The 21,732-nt window shown below is 44.5% G+C and carries 3 protein-coding genes; all 3 read right to left on the reverse strand.

The genetic code is table 11. The features are described 5' to 3' along the window. Positions 1-67: 67 nt before the first annotated feature. The 3 genes from GGR22_RS08010 to GGR22_RS08020 are packed head-to-tail and all read right to left on the reverse strand — an operon-like array spanning position 68 to position 21,512. Positions 68-14,290, reverse strand: a complete 14,223-nt coding sequence (locus GGR22_RS08010; protein ID WP_182493217.1) for a T9SS type B sorting domain-containing protein — start codon at positions 14,288-14,290, stop codon at positions 68-70. 36 nt (positions 14,291-14,326) lie between these two features. Next, complete coding sequence (locus tag GGR22_RS08015) at positions 14,327-16,237, reverse strand: PorP/SprF family type IX secretion system membrane protein (protein WP_182493218.1); 1,911 nt, start codon at positions 16,235-16,237, stop codon at positions 14,327-14,329. A 4-nt stretch (positions 16,238-16,241) separates the two neighbouring features. Continuing rightward, positions 16,242-21,512: a T9SS type B sorting domain-containing protein gene (locus GGR22_RS08020; RefSeq protein ID WP_182493219.1), complete on the reverse strand. Its 5,271-nt coding sequence runs from the start codon at positions 21,510-21,512 to the stop codon at positions 16,242-16,244. Between the last annotated feature and the right edge of the window lie 220 nt (positions 21,513-21,732).

Here is a 21,732-nt window from a genome sequence, read left to right on the forward strand (position 1 = left end):
TTTGTTTTTGGGGCACTTTAATTGAAGCCGTTTCTGCTGAATAGTAGCAGAAACGACTTTTCTTTTTTTATCTGTAAATAGTGAAGTTTCCGACAAATTCTCTGTTATCATTCGGATTTCCGAGCTTGATGAGGTACCAGTAATCTCCAGAAGGCATTTCGGTTCCGTTGTATCTTCCGTCCCACGATTGACCTTGTCGTAACGATGCGAGTTTCCTTCCGTATCGGTCAAAGATATCGGTCGTAATGTTCGGATAGTTTTGAGTATTGCCTGGCGACCAAGTGTCGTTGTCGCCGTCGTCATTCGGAGTGGTTACATTTGGAATCGTAATATCCGTGAATATTACATTGATAACAGCTCTGGCTTCACAGCCGCTACTGTCGGTCACTACAACTTCATAAGTACCCGATTGGAAGAATACATATACATTATTCCTTCCGTTGTCATAGCCGTTGAAAGTATAGGTATAATTCCCTGTTCCTCCAGAAGCTGTCGCGGTAATTTGGTTAAGCCCTGTTTCGGCTAATGTTACTGTCAGCGGTATTCCATTGTTGATGCTAAAAGAAACGGTATCTGTACACGCAGAAGCATGAACTACCTCCACGGTATGGCTTCCATTAGGAAGATTTGTAAAGATGTTTCCAGTCTGAGGTGTTCCTCCATCCAACGAATAAGTTACTGCATTGGCCACACTTGGGTTGACTAGGATTGTAACTGTGTTTTCGCCGCAGTTGTAAACGATAGTTTCGTCAGCATCAATGTCAACTGGAGCATCTAAGGTCACTTGAACAGAAGTAGTACAGCCTTTTGCATCTTTTACATAGATGGTATAGGTCTGCCCTCCGTCTAAGTTTTCATATAAAAATTCACCTCGTACGTAGGTACCGTTTTCTGTAAGGCTCGTAGAATAAGGCGCTGTTCCTCCGGTTACCGAAATTTCAATAGCGCCATTATTGTCATCTACGCAGATTTCTTGAAGTACATCTATTGCTGTTGCCTGCAAAGCATTTGGCTCGGTTACTGCAATAGCGACTTCTCTGTAACATCCTTTAGAATCAACAGCTCTTACAAAATAATTTCCTGCAGCAATATTCTGGAATACGTTGCTAGAAGAAAGGACAAAGTCAGGAGAAATTCCATATTGTAAAGGTCCTGTTCCACCAGAAGCTGTTATGGTAATTCTTCCGTTCGCAAGTCCGTTGCAGGTTGCATTAACTGCTGTTGCCGTTGCCGTAATTGCTACCACTGGGTTGATTCTGAAAGAGGCAGTTTTGGTACATCCGTTGGTATGCTTGACATAAACAGTATGGTTTCCAGGTGCCAAATTGCTGAAGGTGTTTGATGTCACATACGTAATTCCGTCTAATGAATATTGTACGTCGTTTACAACCGCCGGATTTACTGAAACAGTTACGGTATTTCCAGGTATATTGTTGTCACAATTCGTCGTTACAGCTACAGTCGGCTGTAAGTTTAAGCCTTCGTTTATGCGGAATACTGCAGGAGCCATTAGACATCCGTTGGCATCTTTTATATATACAGTATACTGTCTTCCTCCAATCAATCCGGTATAGGTCAACGTCGGTGTGAAGTTGGCAGGATTGTTTGAATTAAGACTCGTGAAATACGGAGCCGTTCCTCCAGAAGGGATTATCGTTATTGTTCCATCATCCAATCCGTCACAGGTTTCTGGCGTTCCGTTTACGATAGCCGTAAGTGCAGCGGCAGGCTGTGTTACTGTAATATTCGTAAGCGTAACTTCGCAACCGTTTTGGTCTTTTACTTTTATCGAATAAGTTCCAGCAGCAAGATTGTTGAAAGTGCTTGATGAAATATAGGTATAAGCCGGAGAAATTGCATATTGGAATATTCCTGTTCCTCCTGATGCTGTAACTTGAATACTTCCTGTCGATTGTCCGAAGCATAGAACGTTAGCCGTCACATTAGCAGTTGCTGTAACAGGCACTATCGTATTGATCGTGAAAGGAGCCGTTTTCGTACAGGTATTCTGATGCTGCACGTAGGCGGTATAGTTTCCAGGCGCTAGGTTGGTAAAGGTATTTGAAGCCACATAGGTTATTCCGTCTAGTGAATATTGTACCTGTCCTGCGACCGCTGGATTTACGTTTATGGTTACCGTGTTTCCAGGGACATTATTGGTACAGTTCGTTACTACGGTTGCTGTAGGTCGAATGTCTACGCCTCGATTTATGGTAAAAGTCAGCGGCGTTATAGAACATCCGTTGGCATCCTTCACATAGATAGTATAGGTCTGCCCGCCGTTCAGGTTCTGGTAGACGAAAAGATCCTGTACAAAATCTGCAGCGTTGTTGGAATCGAGGCTCGTAAAATACGGAGCCGTTCCACCTGCAGGCGTAATGGTAATCGCCCCGTCATTGTTTCCAAGGCAGGTCTCTGGCGTTCCGCTTACGGTTGCCGAAAGCGCTGAAGCTGGCTGTGTTACAGTGATGTTCGATAATACGATTTCGCATCCAATCGCGTCTCTTACATTTATCGTATAAGTTCCGGCCGCAAGATTGCTGAAAGTATCCGAAGTTCCATAAACAAAGGCTGGCGATATGGCATATTCTATCGTTCCGGTTCCTCCTGTAGCGGTCACTTCGATGCTTCCAGTCGATTGTCCGAAGCACAATACGTTTGCAGTCACATTTGCGGTTGCTGCGATCGGCTGCAGGTTGTTGATTGTGAAAGGAGCCGTTTTGGTACATGTATTCTGGTGCTGCACGTAGGCTGTATAGTTTCCAGGTGCCAGGTTGGTAAAGGTATTTGAAGCCACATAAATTATTCCGTCCAAAGAGTACTGGACTTGTCCTATAACAGATGGGTTTACATTGATTGTTACCGTGTTTCCAGGAACATTGTTGGTACAGTTCGGCACCACCGTCGCAGTAGGCTGGATGTCTACGCCAGGATTTATCGTGAAAGTCAGCGGTGTTATAGAACATCCGTTGGCATCCTTCACATATACAGTGTAGGTCTGTCCTCCGTTCAGGTTCTGGTAGACGAAAAGATCCTGTACAAAATCTGCAGCGTTGTTGGAATCGAGGCTCGTAAAATATGGAGCCGTTCCTCCAGAAGGCGTAATGGTAATCGTTCCGTCATTATTTCCAAGACAGGTCTCTGGCGTTCCGTTTACCGTTGCAGAAAGCGCTGAAGCTGGCTGTGTTACGGTGATGTTCGATAATACGATTTCACATCCTATCGCGTCCCTTACATTTATGGTATAAGTTCCGGCCGCAAGGTTGCTGAAAGTGTCCGAAGTTCCATAAACAAAGGCTGGCGATATCGCATATTCTATCGTTCCGGTTCCTCCTGTAGCGGTCACTTCGATGCTTCCAGTCGATTGTCCGAAGCACAATACGTTTGCAGTCACATTTGCGGTTGCTGCTATAGGCTGCAGGTTGTTTATGGTAAACGGAGCCGTTTTGGTACAGGTATTTTGGTGCTGTACGTAGGCGGTATAGTTTCCAGGCGCCAGGTTGGTAAATGTATTCGAAGCCACATAGGTTATTCCGTCCAAAGAGTACTGGACTTGTCCTATAACAGATGGGTCTACATTTATGGTTACCGTGTTTCCAGGAACATTATTGGTACAGTTCGGTACCACCGTCGCAGTAGGCTGGATGTCTACGCCAGGATTTATCGTGAAAGTCAGCGGCGTTATAGAACATCCGTTGGCATCTTTTACGTAGATAGTGTAGGTCTGTCCTCCGTTCAGGTTCTGGTAGACAAAAAGGTCCTGCACAAAATCTGCCGCGTTGTTGGAATCCAGGCTTGTAAAATATGGAGCCGTTCCTCCTGCAGGCGTTATCGTAATCGTCCCGTCATTGTTTCCAAGGCAGGTCTCTGGCGTTCCGTTTACGGTTGCCGAAAGCGCTGCTGCCGGTTGTGTTACGGTGATGTTCGACAATACGATTTCACATCCTATCGCGTCTCTTATATTTATCGTATAAGTTCCGGCCGCAAGGTTGCTGAAAGTGTCCGAAGTTCCATAAACAAAGGCTGGCGATATCGCATATTCTATCGTTCCGGTTCCCCCGGTAGCAGTTACTTCGATGCTTCCAGTCGATTGGCCGAAGCATAATACGTTTGCAGTCACATTTGCGGTTGCTGCGATAGGCTGCAGGTTGTTGATGGTAAACGGAGCCGTTTTCGTACAGGTATTCTGGTGCTGTACGTAGGCGGTATAGTTTCCAGGCGCCAGGTTGGTAAAGGTATTCGAAGCCACATAGGTTATCCCGTCCAAAGAATACTGGACTTGTCCTACAACAGATAGGTCTACATTTATGGTTACCGTGTTCCCTGGAACATTATTGGTACAGTTCGGTACCACCGTCGCAGTAGGCTGGATGTCTACGCCAGGATTTATCGTGAAAGTCAGCGGCGTTATAGAACATCCGTTGGCATCTTTTACGTAGATGGTATAGGTCTGCCCGCCGTTCAGGTTCTGGTAGACGAAAAGATCCTGTACAAAATCTGCAGCGTTGTTGGAATCGAGGCTCGTGAAATACGGACCCGTTCCACCTGCAGGCGTAATGGTAATCGTTCCGTCATTGTTTCCAAGGCAGGTCTCTGTCGTTCCATTTACGGTTGCCGAAAGCGCTGCTGCCGGCTGTGTTACGGTAATGTTTGTAAGCTCGACTTCACATCCAATCGCATCTTTTACCCGTACAGAATAGATTCCTGCTGGAAGATTGCTGAAAGTGTTTGCCGTTCCATAAACGAAGGCTGGCGAGATGGCATATTCTATCGTTCCGGTTCCCCCTGTAGCAGTTACTTCGATGCTTCCAGTCGATTGGCCGAAGCATAATACGTTTGCTGTTACAGTAGGTGTCGCTGTGATTGGCAGCAAATTATCAATCGTGAAAGTAGCCGTTTTTGTACATCCGTTTTGATGTTGGACGTAAGCGGTATAATTTCCAGGCGCGAGGTTTGTAAATGTATTTGAAGTAACATAAGTTATTCCGTCCAACGAATATTGGACATCGCTTACGACTTCTGCATTTACGGTTACCGTTGCCACAGTTCCAGGAAGGTTATTCGTACAATTCGCTTGTACTGTAACAGCAGGGATTACTTCTACAGCAGGATCCATATATTGCTCCAACGGAGGGTTTACGTTACAACCGTTAGAATCTCTTACATAAATCAGATATAAGGTATCGCCTACCAAATTGGTAAACGTATGCTGGTTGCCGATTACAGGCACGAATGTCACATTGTCAAGACTTACCAAATAGTCTCCGGTTCCTCCCGTGATGCTTATCGAAATCGAACCGTCGGCATCGTGAAGGCAGAGTTCTTGGCTTACGACATCTATTGTTGCTACGAGCGGAGCGGGTTCTAAAATATCAATCTCTAACAATTCAAAACAGCCTTTTTGGTCTTGTACGACAACTTCGTAGCTTCCCGGAGGTAGTCCGTCGAATAGATTGTCTGTTACAAATTGGTTGAGGTTAGGGGAGATCGCATATTGGATGATTCCGGTTCCTCCTGTAGTATGGATTTCAATGCTTCCGTTGGCATCACCAAAGCATAGCACGTCTCTTTTGGTATAAGTTACCGTTAGCTGCGCTGGATCGGTAATAGTAATAACTGAAGACGTTGCCGTACAATCACCGCTTACCACACGGACATAGTAGTTTCCTGCCGGAAGGCCAGTAAAGCTATTTCCTGCCTGAGGTCCGGTTAAGACATTGCTTGCTCCGTCTAATAGTTCATACATATAATTGCCCAATCCTCCGGTTGTATTAGCCGTAATAGCCGCAGTGGATTCGCCTGAACAATTGATATTGGCACTGCTAAGATCTAAATTCAGCTGTAAAGCCGGAACAGGCAAAATGGTTACTTGGTTGGTCAATACGGCTTGGCATCCATTGGCATCTCTGACATAGTATTGATACGTACCAGGCCCTACATTAAATACGGCTGTATTCGAGTAGGCTGTTCCGTTTGTACTAAATTGGTAAGGTGGCGTTCCGCCAGAACCTGAAACGGTAATCTCTGCCTGAGTCAAGCAAGTTATGTTGCTGGTTATAGACAAGAATCCTTGTACTGGCGTCGGTTCTGTTATGGTTATTGTTGGCGTTGTCAGGTCGCAATTCCAACCGTCTGTTATCGTAATGCTGTAAATTCCTGCTCCAAGTCCTGTGAATTGAGGATTTGTCTGAGGACCAGAACTTAATACTATAGTTGTTCCAGCGGCATCATAGTGGTTCAGGATATATTGATAACTTCCCTGTCCGCCTATTACATTTAGAACTTCGACTGTGGCTGTGTTGTCGCCGAAGCAAAGCACTTGCGTAGTTGAGGCGTTGATGTTTGCCGTGATAAGTGCAGGCTGTACTAATACAACCGCTTGGCTTACGATACATCCACCTGAGTCTCTTACAGAAATAGTATAATTTCCTGCAGACAATCCCGTGAAAGTACTGTTTGCCGCATAAGCTTGTAGGGTTGTACTCGTAGTAGTATTTACCAATTCATACAAATAGGTTCCCCAGCCGCCATTGGCAGAGGCTGTGATTTCTCCTTGGTTGTTATCGCAAGTAACGTTAGCAGTCGGATTTGCTGTCAAGGCCAAAGGACTGTCAGGGGAAGTCACGGTTACTGAATTAGAATCTTCGGTACAGAAAGGCGTATCGGTTGCCGTAACAACTACATGAAGATTTCCTGCCGATAATCCTGTTATCGTAAATGGATTTACAGTCGTATTGCCAGTTCCTGTGGCTACTGTCGTTCCAGCTGCATTAAGGACTGTATACGAATACGCTCCCGTATATCCTGTTACGTTTAAGATCAAGCTTCCGTCAGAATCTCCGAAACACGTTACAGGAGTAGGGCTTGACGCGACCACTTCTATGGTGTCAAAAGGAAGAATTTCATAAGGTACAGAAAGCATATAGCATCCTGTGACATTATCGGTTACTTGGAACGTATAACTTCCAGGCTGCGTAAGCGACAATGTTGCTGTGTAGGTTCCTGCTCCTGGAGCTATGGAAGCCTGTGATCCTAATGGCAAAACATCGAAAGTAAAATCTCCCGATCCTCCGGTTACGGTTATCTGTACGGCTTCATCGTTTGTACAAGTAATTGCGGTTCCTTGCACAGCTGCAACTACCGTTATTTCTGGTAGCGGATTGATGGTTACTGTTGTCGTCTGCGAGCAATTATTGCTGTCTTTTACAGTCACGGTTATGTTCTGAATACTTCCGTTGTCTACAATGTCGAAGGCATTTGTAGGGAAGAAATTCGTTCCGTCAATGCTATACGAATATGGAGCCGTTCCTGAAGGATTTCCTGTTCCGTCATTCTCAACCGTTACCGTAAGTGTTGATGTAGTTACCGTATTAGAAGCATTACAAGCAAAGGCTGTTGCCGTAGCGCTGATGTCTAAAAGTGATGGTTCTGTAATGATTACGGTTTGAGTATCCGAACAATTTTTGCCAGATGTTACCGTCACAGTATAAGTTCCTGCCGACAGTCCTGTAAATAGTGGATTGTTCTGTGCTATGGCAGGGTCTGTTCCGTTATCGACAGTATAAGTATACGGTGGATTGTCGTTTGATACAGGCAATGTTATGGTAATGACTCCATCTGAACCTGCGTTACAGCTTACGTTTTCTGAAGCTGTCGTAAAGGTTACTGGTGTTGGAACTTCTAGCGAAATTGTTGCTTGTTCGGTACACATTGAAACGGTGTCATGGATTACTACTATGTAGCTTCCTGCTGCCAAACCTGTAAAATTGTTTGCTGTTTGGGAAGCGACAATCGTCGTGCCCGTACCATCCTGCAGTTCGTATTCATAAGTTCCGGAACCTCCAAAAGGCGTTACGGTAATTTCTCCGTCGTTGTTAGCACAGCTTGGCTGTACAGCTGCAACAGGAGTAAGATTGAGCGGCGCAAAAATCTGTAGCGTTACTGTGTTTCCGCAGCCATTGGCATCTTTTATTTGTACTGTATAGCTTCCTGAAGCTAAATTGCCATAAGTAAACGATGCCGCAGCTTGGCTTTGGAAGGCTCCTCCGTTTAGGCTATAGGAATACGGAGCAATTCCGTCAACCGTTCTGTCTATTTGGATGGTGAAACTTCCTTCGGCTGTGTTACATTGATTGGCTACACTTGCAGTGATAATAGGGGCAGTGTCTGTTGGCAATGTAATCGGCGCTGCTTGGATACAGTTGTTAGCATCTTTGATATACACGGTGTAATTTCCTCCTTCAACATTAAAAACATTGGCAGTTGCTCCTGCCCAAGTGGCTACTGTAGGTGCCGGGTTTCCTCCAGCCACTAATTGGTATTGGTAAGGAGCGGTTCCGTATTGCCCTGTTGCTGTAATCTGCCCTGCATTTGCAGTACAATTGTCATTTTTAGCCACGGTAGCTGTGACTTGCAACAAATTAGTCGATTGGCTTATGGCAAAAGAAGGAGAGGCGTTCGTACATCCTGAAAACGCACCGCCTACTTCTGTAAACAGTATGTAATAATTTCCAGGAGCAAGCGTGCCAAAATTATTTACCGTCACTGGATTGCCAGATGCTGGTAATGGCGAGGTACCGCCTGTTATTCCTGTGCTCGTATTAGACTGTGCATTGAAAATTTCATAATTTACCTGTGATGCTCCAGTATCGTAGTTGCTAAAGGTAAATGAAACGCTTCCGTTTCCGCTTCCTGTACAAGAAACGTTGCTTACGACGTTTAGTGCAGCCGTTAAGTTGGAAGGCGAATCGATCGGAAGGTCTGCGGATTTGAAATAGTAGCATTGCGTCACTACGTCATAAACCACAAAAGTATAAGTTACGCCCGGAGTCAGTCCTGTGAAGGTTGAAGTTTCTGGAGTTCCCGGGTTGGCAGGTTGGTAATTGTTGGAATACGGAATCGTATTGTATTCTAAAATCGCAAACTGGAAGTTACCGCTGCTCACTGCCGAAGTCACTGTAATTTGTGCAGTTCCTCCGTTCAAACAGTCAGCCGTAACAGCAGAAACGTCTATGACTAAATCGTCTGGAGGTGAAGCGATTATGATATGGCTTCTCACTACAGAACATCCGTTAGCATCGATTACATCGACCTGATAAATACCGAAGGCCAAAATCTGGAAAGAATGGTCTTCTCCTGCGGTAGTCACATAAGTGTCAGAATAGCCAAAGTTGTTGCTTACATGATACGTATATTGTCCGGTTCCTCCTGTGACATTCTCTACGATAATTTCACCGTACGATGTGCCACCAGGATTGTTACACGTAATATCTACAGTTGAAACGTTGTAGGTAATGGCAGCTGGCTGTGCCAAAGTAATGGTTGCTGTATCCGAACACGAATTGCTGTCGGTTATAGTAATCGTATAATTTCCTGCCGGTAAGCCTGAAGTCTGAGAACCGTAATTAGTCCCCGTTGTTGTATTTACCACAGAAATGGCTATAGGAGCCGTACCGACAGTAGTATCGATCACAACTGCAATCGCACCGCTATTGTCGCCGTTACACAAGATATTCTGTGTTTGTGTTACAGAGGTTATTACAGGATTGGTTATTGGCGATACGGTCACTATGTTCGTCTCAATACTACAGCCGATGTTATCTGTAATCTCGAATTCGTATGTTCCTGGTGCTGCTGTTGAATAGTTTATGGTTGATCCGGTTACTGCTGTAGCCGTGCCGTACGTTCCTCCGTTTACAGAAGTTTGGTAAGAATAAGGAGCCTGTCCGCCACTAATTGCAATATCAATCACGGCATTCGGACTCGCCGTACAATCCAAATCTTTATTCAATACAGAGATAGCCACAAGCTGCTGCCCGATGACTTGGGTGATAGTATCGGTACAGCCATTTGAATCGGTTACTTCAATAGTATATGTGCCCGGTGTCAGATTGGCAAACGTATTAGAAGCTTGACTTCCTGCTCCGTTTAAGGTATAAGAAAAAGGAGCCAGTCCGCCAGTTACGCTTACGGTTATAGAAGCACTATTTGTAGTATCATAACAGATATCTGAAGTAGCTGCTATCGAAAGTGTAGGGCTTGTGACGGTACTTAGTGAGAATGTTTCGCTAACGGTACAATTGTTTGCGTCTTTTACCGAAATCGTATACGTTCCAGGTAATGTCAGATTGTTGAAAACGGAGCTGGATTGAGGTCCGACAATCGTTCCGCTTGGCAATTGCAATTGGTATTGATAACTTCCCCATCCGCCCACGGCCGGAGCAGTGACGCTTCCGGATCCAACACACGTAATCGGATTTACTGTTGGCGTCAAATCTAATGCTGCTGTCGGGCCATTGATTGCTACTACAGCTGTTGCCGTACAATTTGTTGCCGAATCAGTTACCGTAATCGTATAATTTCCAACAGGAAGATTATTGACTGGGATTGCCGTTGCTGTCGTGTTTGTTCCAGAAGCTACTGTTGTTCCTGAACCGTTTACGACAGTATAGCTGTACGTTGTTCCAAAACCGCTCACGGTATAATTTGCCGAGCCGTTTGCCTGGCCGAAACAAATTATATTGCTTACAGGCTGTCCCGTAACGGTAATCGGAGTCACGAGATTGATCGTGTAATTTTTAGTGAAAGAACATCCGTTGGCATCGGTTACTTCAAAAGTATATGTTCCAGGAGCCAATCCAGAAAATACAGGATTGCTTCCGTTGTTTGCTATGGCAGCCGCAGGAGCTGTTATTTCATAGACAAACGGACCTGTTCCGCCAGTCACTGTCAAGGTAACATTCGATGTCAGCGCTGGACAGCTCGGAGCCGTTGCCGCAAACTGAATGTTGGTAGGCGGAGACAATGGATTGATCGTGATGGCATTGGTGCTGAACGTACAGCCTTCAGCATCTCTTACTGTTACCGTATACGTTCCAGCTGTCAGGCCGCTAAAAGAAGTGGCACCACCAAAATTGATGCCGTCGATACTGTATTGGTATGGAGGCGTTCCCCCTGTTACGCTTCCTGCCGTCACGCTTATGGTTGCTCCTCCAGTGGTACAGTTATAAGGCTGTATCTGGGTTACTGCTCCTGTTAGCGGTGCTGGCTGCGTTAGCGTGAATGTAGCTGGAAAAGAACAGCTTCCAGTAGTATTATTTTGTATGAAGTTGACGGTATAATTACCCGGAGCCAATCCGTTGAAAATACCAGAAGTGTTCGTGCGAATTACAGTGCCTGTTGCATCCAGCAATTCAAAAGAGTATGAAAAGCCATTGGCGTTGGTCACCGTATAGGTTATACTTCCGTTGTTGGCACCGTTGCAGCTTATGTTTTGAAAACTGGTCGTGAACACCACATCTGGAAGATTCTGGATGGTTACCGGATTTGACAATACTGTACAGTTATTGTTGTCTACCATAATAAACACATACGTTCCTTGCTGGCCTATCGGGATTTCGAAGGTATCGATGTCTGTATAATCGCCAGCCGTCGGATTAAGTAGCGTTCCGTTAAAGCTGTAGATAGCGAATACATATGGCGCTTCGCCACCTGACGGAGTCAATCGGATGCTGCCTGGCGTACAAGAGATGTTTTGGACAATCGTAGCATTTAAGCTTAAATTGCTATTGTCTAAAATGGTTGTAGTGCTTGTATACGTACATCCGTCATCTGTCCTTACCGTAACGGTGTACGTTCCTGGATTTAGATTTTGGAAGATATAATCGTTATCTGTCAGCGGTCCTACGTTTATCGTACTTGGTCCGGAAATAGAATAATAGTACTGCGGTCTTACATTTGAAGCTTGCAGCCTGATGCTTCCGAATCCGTTGCAGGAAGTATTTTTAGTAATGACGTTTACTTGGAAGTCCAAATCAGAAACTCCAATATCTGGAATCGTGAAAACGCAACCGTCTGTAACACCTTGCTGCCTGATCTGTACCAGATAAGAACCGGCCTGGCTTATCGGAAAGATAGGACTGCTCTGGTACCCTACCAAAACGGCGCCTGTGTTTTGATTGACCAATTGGAACTCATAAGTCGAAGGCACGTTGGTGACCGTAATCTGTCCTGCTGTGTTACAAGTAATATTTTGTACAATATACTGCGCATCCAAAAGGTTGGTGTAGACATTGAAATAATATCTGTTGAAACAGCCGTTCTGGTAATTGATGACCACACGATACTGTCCTGCAAGCGTCACATTGAAATTAGTTCCGGTTCCGAATTGATTCCAAGTACAGGCAAGATTTTTATTCGGACAGTCATCAATACCAACTGCTGGACAGCTGGCCTCATCTAGTTTTTCCCAGATGATGCTCACGGCATCTGTAATATTGGTCTGTATAAAACGGCTGTCGTTCAATCCGCATAAGAAGATGTTCGGCAGCTGTTCTCCGTCATTCGGACAGATTACGATCTCGTCTGCGAATGGCAGTACCGGATTGGTCTGGTTGGTTCCGAATAAGGTTACGTTGATGTATTCTGTAATTCCGATACACGGCGGAGTCGGTGTATTGATTACATAATAGCTTCCTGGCGAAGTTACCGTGATGCTCTGCGTATTTCCAATAACGGCACCGCTCGCATTATGCCATTCATAAGAAGCATAACCAGAGCCCGCGGTCAGGACAACGGAAGCACCACAAAGAATCTCGCTTCTGGTGAAAGCACATTCGTCAATATCGACAAGGAAATTTGCTGGTCCAGGAATTCCTAATCCGCAAGAATCCAATCCAGCATAACTTGGATCGTCTGAAATTGTATTGCTGTTCAATTCTCCTCGATACGTCGTATAGGCTAAATTCTGGATAATATTAGAACAGGCGTTTGTCAATTCGCTGCAGGTGTTGACCACTTGAACGCGAATTTTTATCGTATATACGGGATCGCCAATTTCAACCAAGTTGTTTGGCACAGTAAACACCAATTGTCCTGTTCCAGCGTTGTAAGTATAAGTTGTTCCAGGAGCACCGCTTAGATCTACGGAACCTGGACCATTAGTAAAGATGGTGTTTTCTGGAAGGATATCTCGGATGCTTAGGGCTCTTGTGTTATCATTTCCAATATTTTGAAACGTAATTACGTAGTCTAAAACCTGTCCTAGATTCACATCTGCACCACCAATATCATTACCGCTGATATCTCTAACAGTCTTGACTAGCTTGATTTCTGGCTCGATTACTTCTACTGCAAAGGAGGTAAGGAATGCACCATATCCGTCTCCTGATGTCAGCAATCTTAGGGTTGCCCCTGTTTCATTATTGGGTATAATTCCATTCAATGGATTGGACAAGTTGAGCATGTCCAAATCAAGACCCAGGGTATTGGTTCCATAAGGACTCCTGTTCGGGACTTGCGCATTGTTATTGGTAATGGAAGAGTTGAAAAAGTTGTTAGCTGGATTCAGCGTATTGGAAACATCTGTAAAAGTAGCTACCGTATTTGCTTTGATTCTAAGTCTATCATTCGTGATTCCAACGTCGCCTTCTAAAGCACCTACTCCTAGTTTTGCACGAACTGGGAAAGGGGCAGGAAGTGTTACAAAGCCGTTGATATTGATGTCTGCCGTAACGTTTCCTTGTACACCGGCATATCCGTCAAAAGTAGAGATGAATTTTCCAGGCATGGTCGGGTTTTCATAAATGATGACCATTACCCAGCCTGCAGAACTCGCCCCGTCTCTTCGGCCTTTGGCAGCACGGAGGTTGGCCAGCGTATAGGTTCCGTTTGGATTTGCCAGTCCTCTTACGAGGCTGGTCACGTTTTTGTAGCACACAATCGGTGAATCCTTGAAAGAGGCAGAAATGTTCGCGGCATTGTATCCGTCAAAAATTATGGCATCTTCATCGCCTGCCGGATCGGCATTGTTGTCTGCCGACAGGTTTAGATAGGCACCTCCAGGGAGCTTGAATTTGACTTGATTCCAGTCATTAAACCTCGGCGTTCCTTGCCATTGCGAGTTTTGGTTCGTGCTTCGTTCATACGGATAGGTCGAAGCCCAATACAATCCGGCATAGATTACTTTGGAACAACTGCTTCCCAAAGACAGATCTGCCGAACTGGAGCTGAATGTAGATGGGTCGCCGTCAATATCGATATATTCCATATTGAAGGAGTTGTTGTCGCTCGTGCCATTGTAAGGCGTGTTTGCTTCCGCTACATTGTTTGCAGCGGCCCTGTTAAGGATATTGTTTCCGACAAAAAGGATATCCCCTTTTACTTTTAAGCTTCCGTTCTGGAGCCTGGGTGAGAAAGGGACGGGTACTTGTGCCTGAGCGCTAAAACAGGCGAGGATAAGACATCCGAGCAGAACGATTGTCTTATGAACGTGATTTGGGAGCTGGTGCATTGTGTTTGTTTTTAGTGGTATTTGTTGTTTTGTTTTTTAATTGGTGTTAATGCTCATGATCCAGATGGGGTCAAAGTAGGTGTTGTCCGCATTTGAATAATAAGATACGAGGGCTTCTTTCCATGATGAATGCTTTCTCAAGTAGACATATCTGAAATTGTTTTTAGGGTTTATAAAATAGCTTGTTTCGACTCCCCGGCTCTTCATTTTTCGCATGAATTTTTCGGTGTTTTCCTGCTCGGCGAAGACATTGGCAATGATATAATAGCCTGTTTCAAGTCCTGCAACCGAGAGCTTGTTTCCTTTTTTAGGGGATTCTCTGATCTTGGCGGTTTTCTTGGAATAGAATTCCTTGATTTCTTCTTCTGTCTTGGCGCTTATTTCTCGTTGCGCTTTTTCGTCTTTCAGGATGTCCTCTACGGAGCCTTCCGTGCTTTTTTGTGGTTCATCGTTTTTGTTTTTGGAATTACTATCTGCGTTCTTGTGGTTCTCGTCCAGCCCGAGCTCGTCGGGATTGTCTACATGGATGATGTAGATGTCTTTTTCTTTGCCTGATGCTTTTTTCTTTTCGTAGGATTTCAAGGCTTCAGGAAGTGATTCGTATCGTTCTATGATAGGCGAACCGTCTTCTGATTTGGAAACGATATAGTATCCGTTTTCGGCATCTTTCAAGTCTTCCATCGTTTTTGGGACTATTTTCTTCCCAGGTTTCGACTTGCGAAGCACAATCGGCTTGGCATTGGCTTCCTTGGCGCTATTCTCTCTTTTTACATAGTCCATCAGGTTTTTTACCTTCTGCTCGAATTCTGCCTTGCGGATAGTTTCGATAGAGTCTTCCTGCATCAGCATATCCAAGAGGTGCATGTTGCTGTCGTCCATCTGTAGTTTCAGTTTTTCTAATTCAAGATCTTTATCGAAATCAGGTTTTCCTTTTTTGGAAGCTTTTTTAGACGCCAGTTTTTTGTCTATGGCTTCAATTTGGTCTAAAGTATCTTTCGCAGTAAGGACTTTCTTTTTTGCCAAAAGCCTATCTTGGAACGAAAAAGCCATGGTGATTTCATGCGTAGGACCTAGATTAACGAGGCCTTCCTTAATGGTCCTTTCGTAAGTATAGCCTAAAGAAAGTCTTCTCGTAAAATGAAATCCGATGCCTACGCCTACGCCAAAAAAATCATCAATGCCAATCTGTATCCATCCGAATTTTGGAAAATCGACGAGTATGGAACCGCTCAATCCCAAATCGCTTTCTTGGTTGACTTTGCCTCGGGCCGCAAGCCTGAAACTGCTGCCTTCGAACAGGTCTGTCAAGGAACTCATCTCATGCGAATACATGATGTGGGCCGAAAAAGTCTTGTCGGAATAATCTTTTGCCAGCTTGCTCGATTTGAAATCGTAATCGATAAAATTTTCTGCATAAATTCCAAAATCGATATTGCCGTAGCTGAGGTTGAATCCGGGCTTTATGCTTAACAGCGAATTGTTTCTCATGGCTAGCAATATCGGATCGGGCTCTTCGGTAACGGTCCTATTGCGGTCAACGCCGCTGTTGTAATAGGCGAGGTTGAACCCAAAAGTCAGGTCCATTTTTTCGCTTAGCTTGACGTTGTATGAGTAGTTGGCAATTCCTCCAAAACTTACGATAACGCCTAGATTCTGTTGGTATAAACCAAAACCGAGTCCTGACCTGTCGGAGAATTTTCCGGTATAGGCCAGCATATACACTTTTGGAGAATCGTCAAACTGTATCCATTGGTTCCTGTGGTATAAGGAGATATAGGTATTGTCTTCGCGTACAAAAGAAAACGCAGGATTCTGCAAAAAGCGGTTAAACTTGAGATTGTTCTGCGACGGCAGGTTAAACGTGAGCACAGGGGCGTCCTGCGCGCTTACTTTCATAAAAGAAGCACTAAAAATAAAAAACGATAAGACAAGGTAGTTTTTTATCATCTAGTTATTTTACGATTGTTATTGAGCCACGTTTGGTAATCTTATTGCCTTCCATGATGGTATAATAGTACACGGGATTTTTTAGGGAATAGGTAAACGAGCTTTCTGGCCAGTTGTTCAGGTATCTGTTGGACCTGAAAACGATTGCTCCATCGGGACCATAAATTACTACTTCCACATTTTCGTTATTGACGAATTTGGTCGGTAGGTTCCATGTGTCGTTTACCCCGTCGTTATTTGGCGTTACTACATTAGGTATGGCCATCATGTTGTTTTCCATTCCGGTCACGATAAACTCTTTGGTCACTCGGCATTCTCCGACCTTGGCTATCAGCGTATAGGTTCCAGGTTCTTCTATTTCTATAGACGGACTGTTGGAAACTAGCTCTCCGTTGAAATACCATTCATACGATTGGGCACCGCTTGCTGTCAGCGTTATGGATGTTCCGATGATCAGCGTGATTTCTCTAGGAGAATCTACTGTTATCTGAGCCATGTCAAACGGTATGATTTCAAGCGAATTGGATGTAACGGTACAGTTTTCGTAGCTTACTACTAAGAAATAACTTCCTGCATTGTTTACCGTCAGAGTACTTTCTGTCCCGATGATGGTCGAGCTTCCCTGCTTGTACCATTTGTAAGTGTATTCCGGATTGTTGACATTGCTTCTTATCGTAACATTGCTCTCAGAAGAACAAAGGATATCGTTCGTAGAAATTACCACTTCATTAGCAAAACTTAAGTTGATGGCAACGGTGTTAGACAGTATAATAGCATAACCAGGAATCGTAACCTGCAAACTATAAGTACCGCTGTCATTAGGATTGCTTATAGCCAGAGTCGTAGAAGTAGCTCCCGCAATTGGCTGTCCGTTTTTAAGCCATTGGTATTGATAATTGAACGTATTGTTTAAAAGATTTACAGGACCTGATGGCACTACTGCGTTGAATGCGCTTATGCTCAGTTGGGCTGTCGTGCTGCCGCATTGCTGAAAATCGCCGTTTGCCGCAATAGTAACGGTCATCTCGCTCGGATAGTTTATGCGGAAGGCAACTTCTTTTGTGATGACACATCCTTGGGTCTGCCTTACGACGGCCTTGTACAATCCGTCTAGATTTACGGCAAAAGAACTGCTGTTGGAGTTGCTGATTAGTATATCGTTTCTGAACCAATCAATCGTAGGCTGCAGCGCATCGGTAGTGACAGAAAGCGTCTTTATTTCCCCTGGGATAATAGTGTCAATCAGTGGACTGTTGGGCGTAAGCATAAAATCGCTTTCTCTGATTTCGAGCGCGTTTGAGTTGAAAGTACATGTTCCGGTAGCTACAGTCAGCGTATAAGTTCCTGTCTCTGTTGCAGTATAATTGGGGTTGTTTCCACTGCTGATTTCGATACCGTTCTTGAGCCAAGTATAGGTGTATGAACTGTCTGAAATACTACTGCTGATGACTACCTGCGGGTTTTCTGGACACAGCTGTCCGACTGCAGTTATGGCCAATGGCTGTCCGGAAATTAAATTTACGATTATTTCATTCGAGAATATCGGCGCAAAATCAGGCAATGTAGTTCTCAGCTTATAGGTGCCGTTTTCTGCCGGACTGCTAAGTGTTATGGTAGATGAAACGGCTCCAGTCACTGGATTCCCATTCTTGAACCATTGGTAAGAATAGCTCGAAGTGTTGGCAACGGTGATGTTTCCTGCCGGCGTAATTGCTGTCAGAGTTGAAAGGCTTAAAGTAATCGAAGTACTAGAGCATTGCTGATAATCCGAGTTGGCGGCGATAGTGCTTTCGAAGCCCGTCGGATATTCCAAGACAAATATTTTTTCCGCCTCAGCATTACATCCTTGCGTCTGGGTCACGACTACCTTATACGTGCCATTCTGAGTGGCTGCATAACTGCTTTGGTTAGCGCCTGCAATAAGAATGTCGTTTCGGTACCATTGAAATTGAGGCTGAACAGCATCAGTAGTGACAGTTATTATTTTAGTTTCTCCTGGAAGGATAATATCTGTCACAGGAGAAGTGCTTGTTATGTTTATCTGCCCGATTTCAAGAGTGATGGCGTCTGATTGTCTCGTACAGCCGCTATGGCTGATGATCAAGTAGTAGCTGCCTTCAGCATCGGCAGTATACGTGCTGGCGGTTGCTCCCGAAATAGGCAAGGTATTTTTATACCATTGATAAGAATAAACAGCATCGGTTATGCTGGAAGAAAGCAAAACAGTCGAGCCTTCGCAAAGCACTCCAGAACTGCTAATTATTGGGTTTTCTGGCGCCAATTTTATAGCCACAGTATTAGAAAACACAGGAGCAAAATCAGGAAGGGTAATGCTTATCTTGTAACCCCCGTTATGTGTCGCGCTGCTTATAGTGTGACTATTGCTTACGGCTCCTGCTACTGGACTGTTGTCCTTATGCCATTGGTAAGCATAAGCGCTGTTGGAAGTATTGGTCAAGTCGATAACTCCTTGCGAAGTATTTGCAGTGAAGCTGGTTATTGCGAGCGTCACAGAACCGTTACTGCAAGGCGTGTAAGAGGCATCCGGAGCGATGGTTATCTGGAAGCTCGTAGGATATTCCAGTACAAATATTTTTTCGGCTACAGCATTACATCCTTGGGTTTGGGTTACGACCACTTTGTAAGTTCCATTCTGAGTAGCGCCATAGCTGCTCTGGTTGGCTCCGACAATCAAGATATCATTTCGATACCATACAAATTGAGGCTGTACAGCATCTGTCGTGACAGAAAGCAATTTGGTTTCTCCAGGCAAGATAATGTCTGTAGCTGGAGAAGTACTGCTGATGCTGATCTGAGCTATGACAAGAGAAATCGGGTCAGACTGTCTTGTACAGTTGCTATTGCTAATCACAAGATAGTAGCTGCCTTCCGCATTTGCGGTATACGTACTGGATACCGCTCCGGGAATCGGCAGGCTGTTTTTATGCCATTGATACGAATAAGCTGGATCGGTTATGCTGGAAGAAAGCAAGACGGTCGAGCCTTCGCATAACACTCCCGAACTGCTGATGGTTACATTCTGCGGCGCCAGCTTTATGTCTATACTGTTCGAAAATACAGGAGCAAAGTCAGGCAGCGTAATGCTGATTTTGTAGCTTCCGTTCTGTGTCGCACTGTTTACGGTATGACTTCTGCCTACGGCTCCTGCCACAGGAATATCATTCTTATGCCATTGGTAAGAATAGGTGTTTGATCTGTTGGTCAGGTCAATGATTCCTTGAGAGGTGTGTGCAATGAAACTGGTTATCGCAAGAATTGCAGGCGCGCTGCCACAAGCGGCATAAGCGGCATCTGGAGCGATAGTTACTTCGAAACTCGTAGGATATTCCAGTACGAATATTTTTTCTTTCTGGACAAGACAGCCTTGGTTTTGAGTCACGACGACCTTGTATGTCCCATTCTGCACAGCATTATAGCTGTTTTGGTTGACTCCAGCAATCAGGATATCATTTCTGTACCAAGCAAATTGCGGAGTTACGGCGTCTGTGGAAATAGAAAGTGTTTTCTGTTCGCCCGGAATCAATATGTCAAGACTTGGCGTTGTTGTAGTTATATTGAAAGTAGCTATCTGCAAAGCAAGCGTATTGGACTGTCGGGTACATGCGCCGCTCGTGATGACAAGATGATAGTTGCCTTCTGCGGAAGCAGTATAAGTATTCGAGACCGCGCCTGCAATCGCAATATCGTTTTTAAACCATTGGTAAGTGTAAGCTGGATTTGTTATGTTCGATGAAAGCAGGACCGTGCCATTTTCACAAAGACTGCCTTCGCTGCTTATGACAGCATTTTCAATCGCCAGATTTACATCCAAAGCATTAGAAGTGACCACGCCAAAATCAGGAATGGTAATTTTAAGCACATAGCTTCCGTTTTGCGCGGGACTGTTAATAAGCAGCGATGGCGTTACTGCGCCTGCTACGGCGATGCTATTTTTGTACCATTGATACGTATAATTATTGGTGCGTCCGATAAGATTTATAGGGTCATCTTCGGTAATGGCGTCAAACTGTGCTATAGACAGCGTTGTCGAGGAACTTACGCAAGAACTGTATCCAGCAGCAGCCTGAATTTCTACGTCAAAGCCAAGAGGATAGACTACCGATACGGTGCTTTCTTTAACAATGTTGCAAGGCACGGCTTCGGTCACGACCACTTTGTAAGTCCCTGCCTGCGTAATGTTTAAAGAAGATTGAATAGCGCCTGGAATAGCAGGTCCGTTTTTATGCCACTGGAATTGCGGATTCTGTGCATCGGTTACAGCATTAACCGTTATGGTTTCTCCGGGAATCAATACTATCTCAGACGGAGTGCTGAGCGACAGATTGAAATCGATTATTTCTAGCGTAATTGGGTTCGATTCAAAAGTACAGCCGCCGACCGTGATTTCAAGATGGTAGACGCCTCCTTCTGATGCTTCATAGGTAGAGGCATTGGCTCCGGCGATAAGGATATTGTTCTTGTACCACTTATAAGAATAGCTCGCATTTTGAAGAACGCTTGTCAAAGTCCGCGTATCGTTAGGGCAGATAGCGGTCGAGTTGTCTTCGGCTTGGATGGTTGGCGACAGCGCGCTCTGGGCTTGTACCTGTACGATATTAGAATACGAATTCATCACGCAGGTCCCGTAATCCACAACAACATAGTATGATCCTGGCTGGGTGACTCTAAGCGACGGCCCGTCTTCTCCCGGTATTTCGATAAAATTTTTATACCATATGTAATTCAGTGCTGGATAATACAGAGGAGAGGCCGGAGTTCCGTTATTGTCAATCTGCAAAAGATAATCTTCGGCTCCGCACAAAGTCACGGTGCCATTGTTTCCATTAATCGAGAAAGGCTGGTTGTGTACAGCGTAGTAGGCCGCAAAAGCATTGCTGTTTGGGCTGACTTTTACAGGATTTGTACTTCTGACGCGGATGCGGTAGGCTTCTCCATACGTATCTGGCGGCAGGCTGAAATTGCTGGTTACGGGTGAGGTGGTATTGGGGAGTGTCTTTACGATTACGGGACTTGCAAAACTTCCGTTTCTGTCGGAAAGCTCAACGATAAACTGGTTAGAGGCGCCCAGATTCTGTACCGGAAAGAAAGAGAATGAAAAATTATAAGTATTGAAACTTGCCGAAGCACAGGCCTGCGTGAAAGCGATAGAAGGCGTCGAGATAGTTATCTGCGAATAACTAAAGCCTGCAAAGCCCAGCCCAACAAGGAAGCAGTAAAGCAAACACAGTTTTTTCCGCTGATTATATGTTTTCATGGCAAACCTTAAGTTATCAATACTCTGGCAATGCTATTAAATATACAGTTCCCCCAAATTGTATACTAATAACTATTAATGTTTCCCTTTTGTCTTATAATCACTTCTTCATTAAAAAATTTAAATAGCTTAAATTTTATCAAATATGAATTCCTACAATTCATCTCTTGTTTTAAGAGGTCTCAAAAATAGTAAAAAAATGTATTTAATCGATAAAAAT

The sequence above is a fragment of the Flavobacterium gossypii genome, from assembly GCF_014138495.1.
Lineage (GTDB): Bacteria > Bacteroidota > Bacteroidia > Flavobacteriales > Flavobacteriaceae > Flavobacterium > Flavobacterium endophyticum.

Coding starts and splice junctions, on each gene's coding strand:
- GGR22_RS08020 (WP_182493219.1), bottom strand. CDS start 21,512: ATGAAAACATATAATCAGCGGAAAAAACTGTGTTTGCTTTACTGCTTC.
- GGR22_RS08010 (WP_182493217.1), bottom strand. CDS start 14,290: ATGCACCAGCTCCCAAATCACGTTCATAAGACAATCGTTCTGCTCGGA.
- GGR22_RS08015 (WP_182493218.1), bottom strand. CDS start 16,237: ATGATAAAAAACTACCTTGTCTTATCGTTTTTTATTTTTAGTGCTTCT.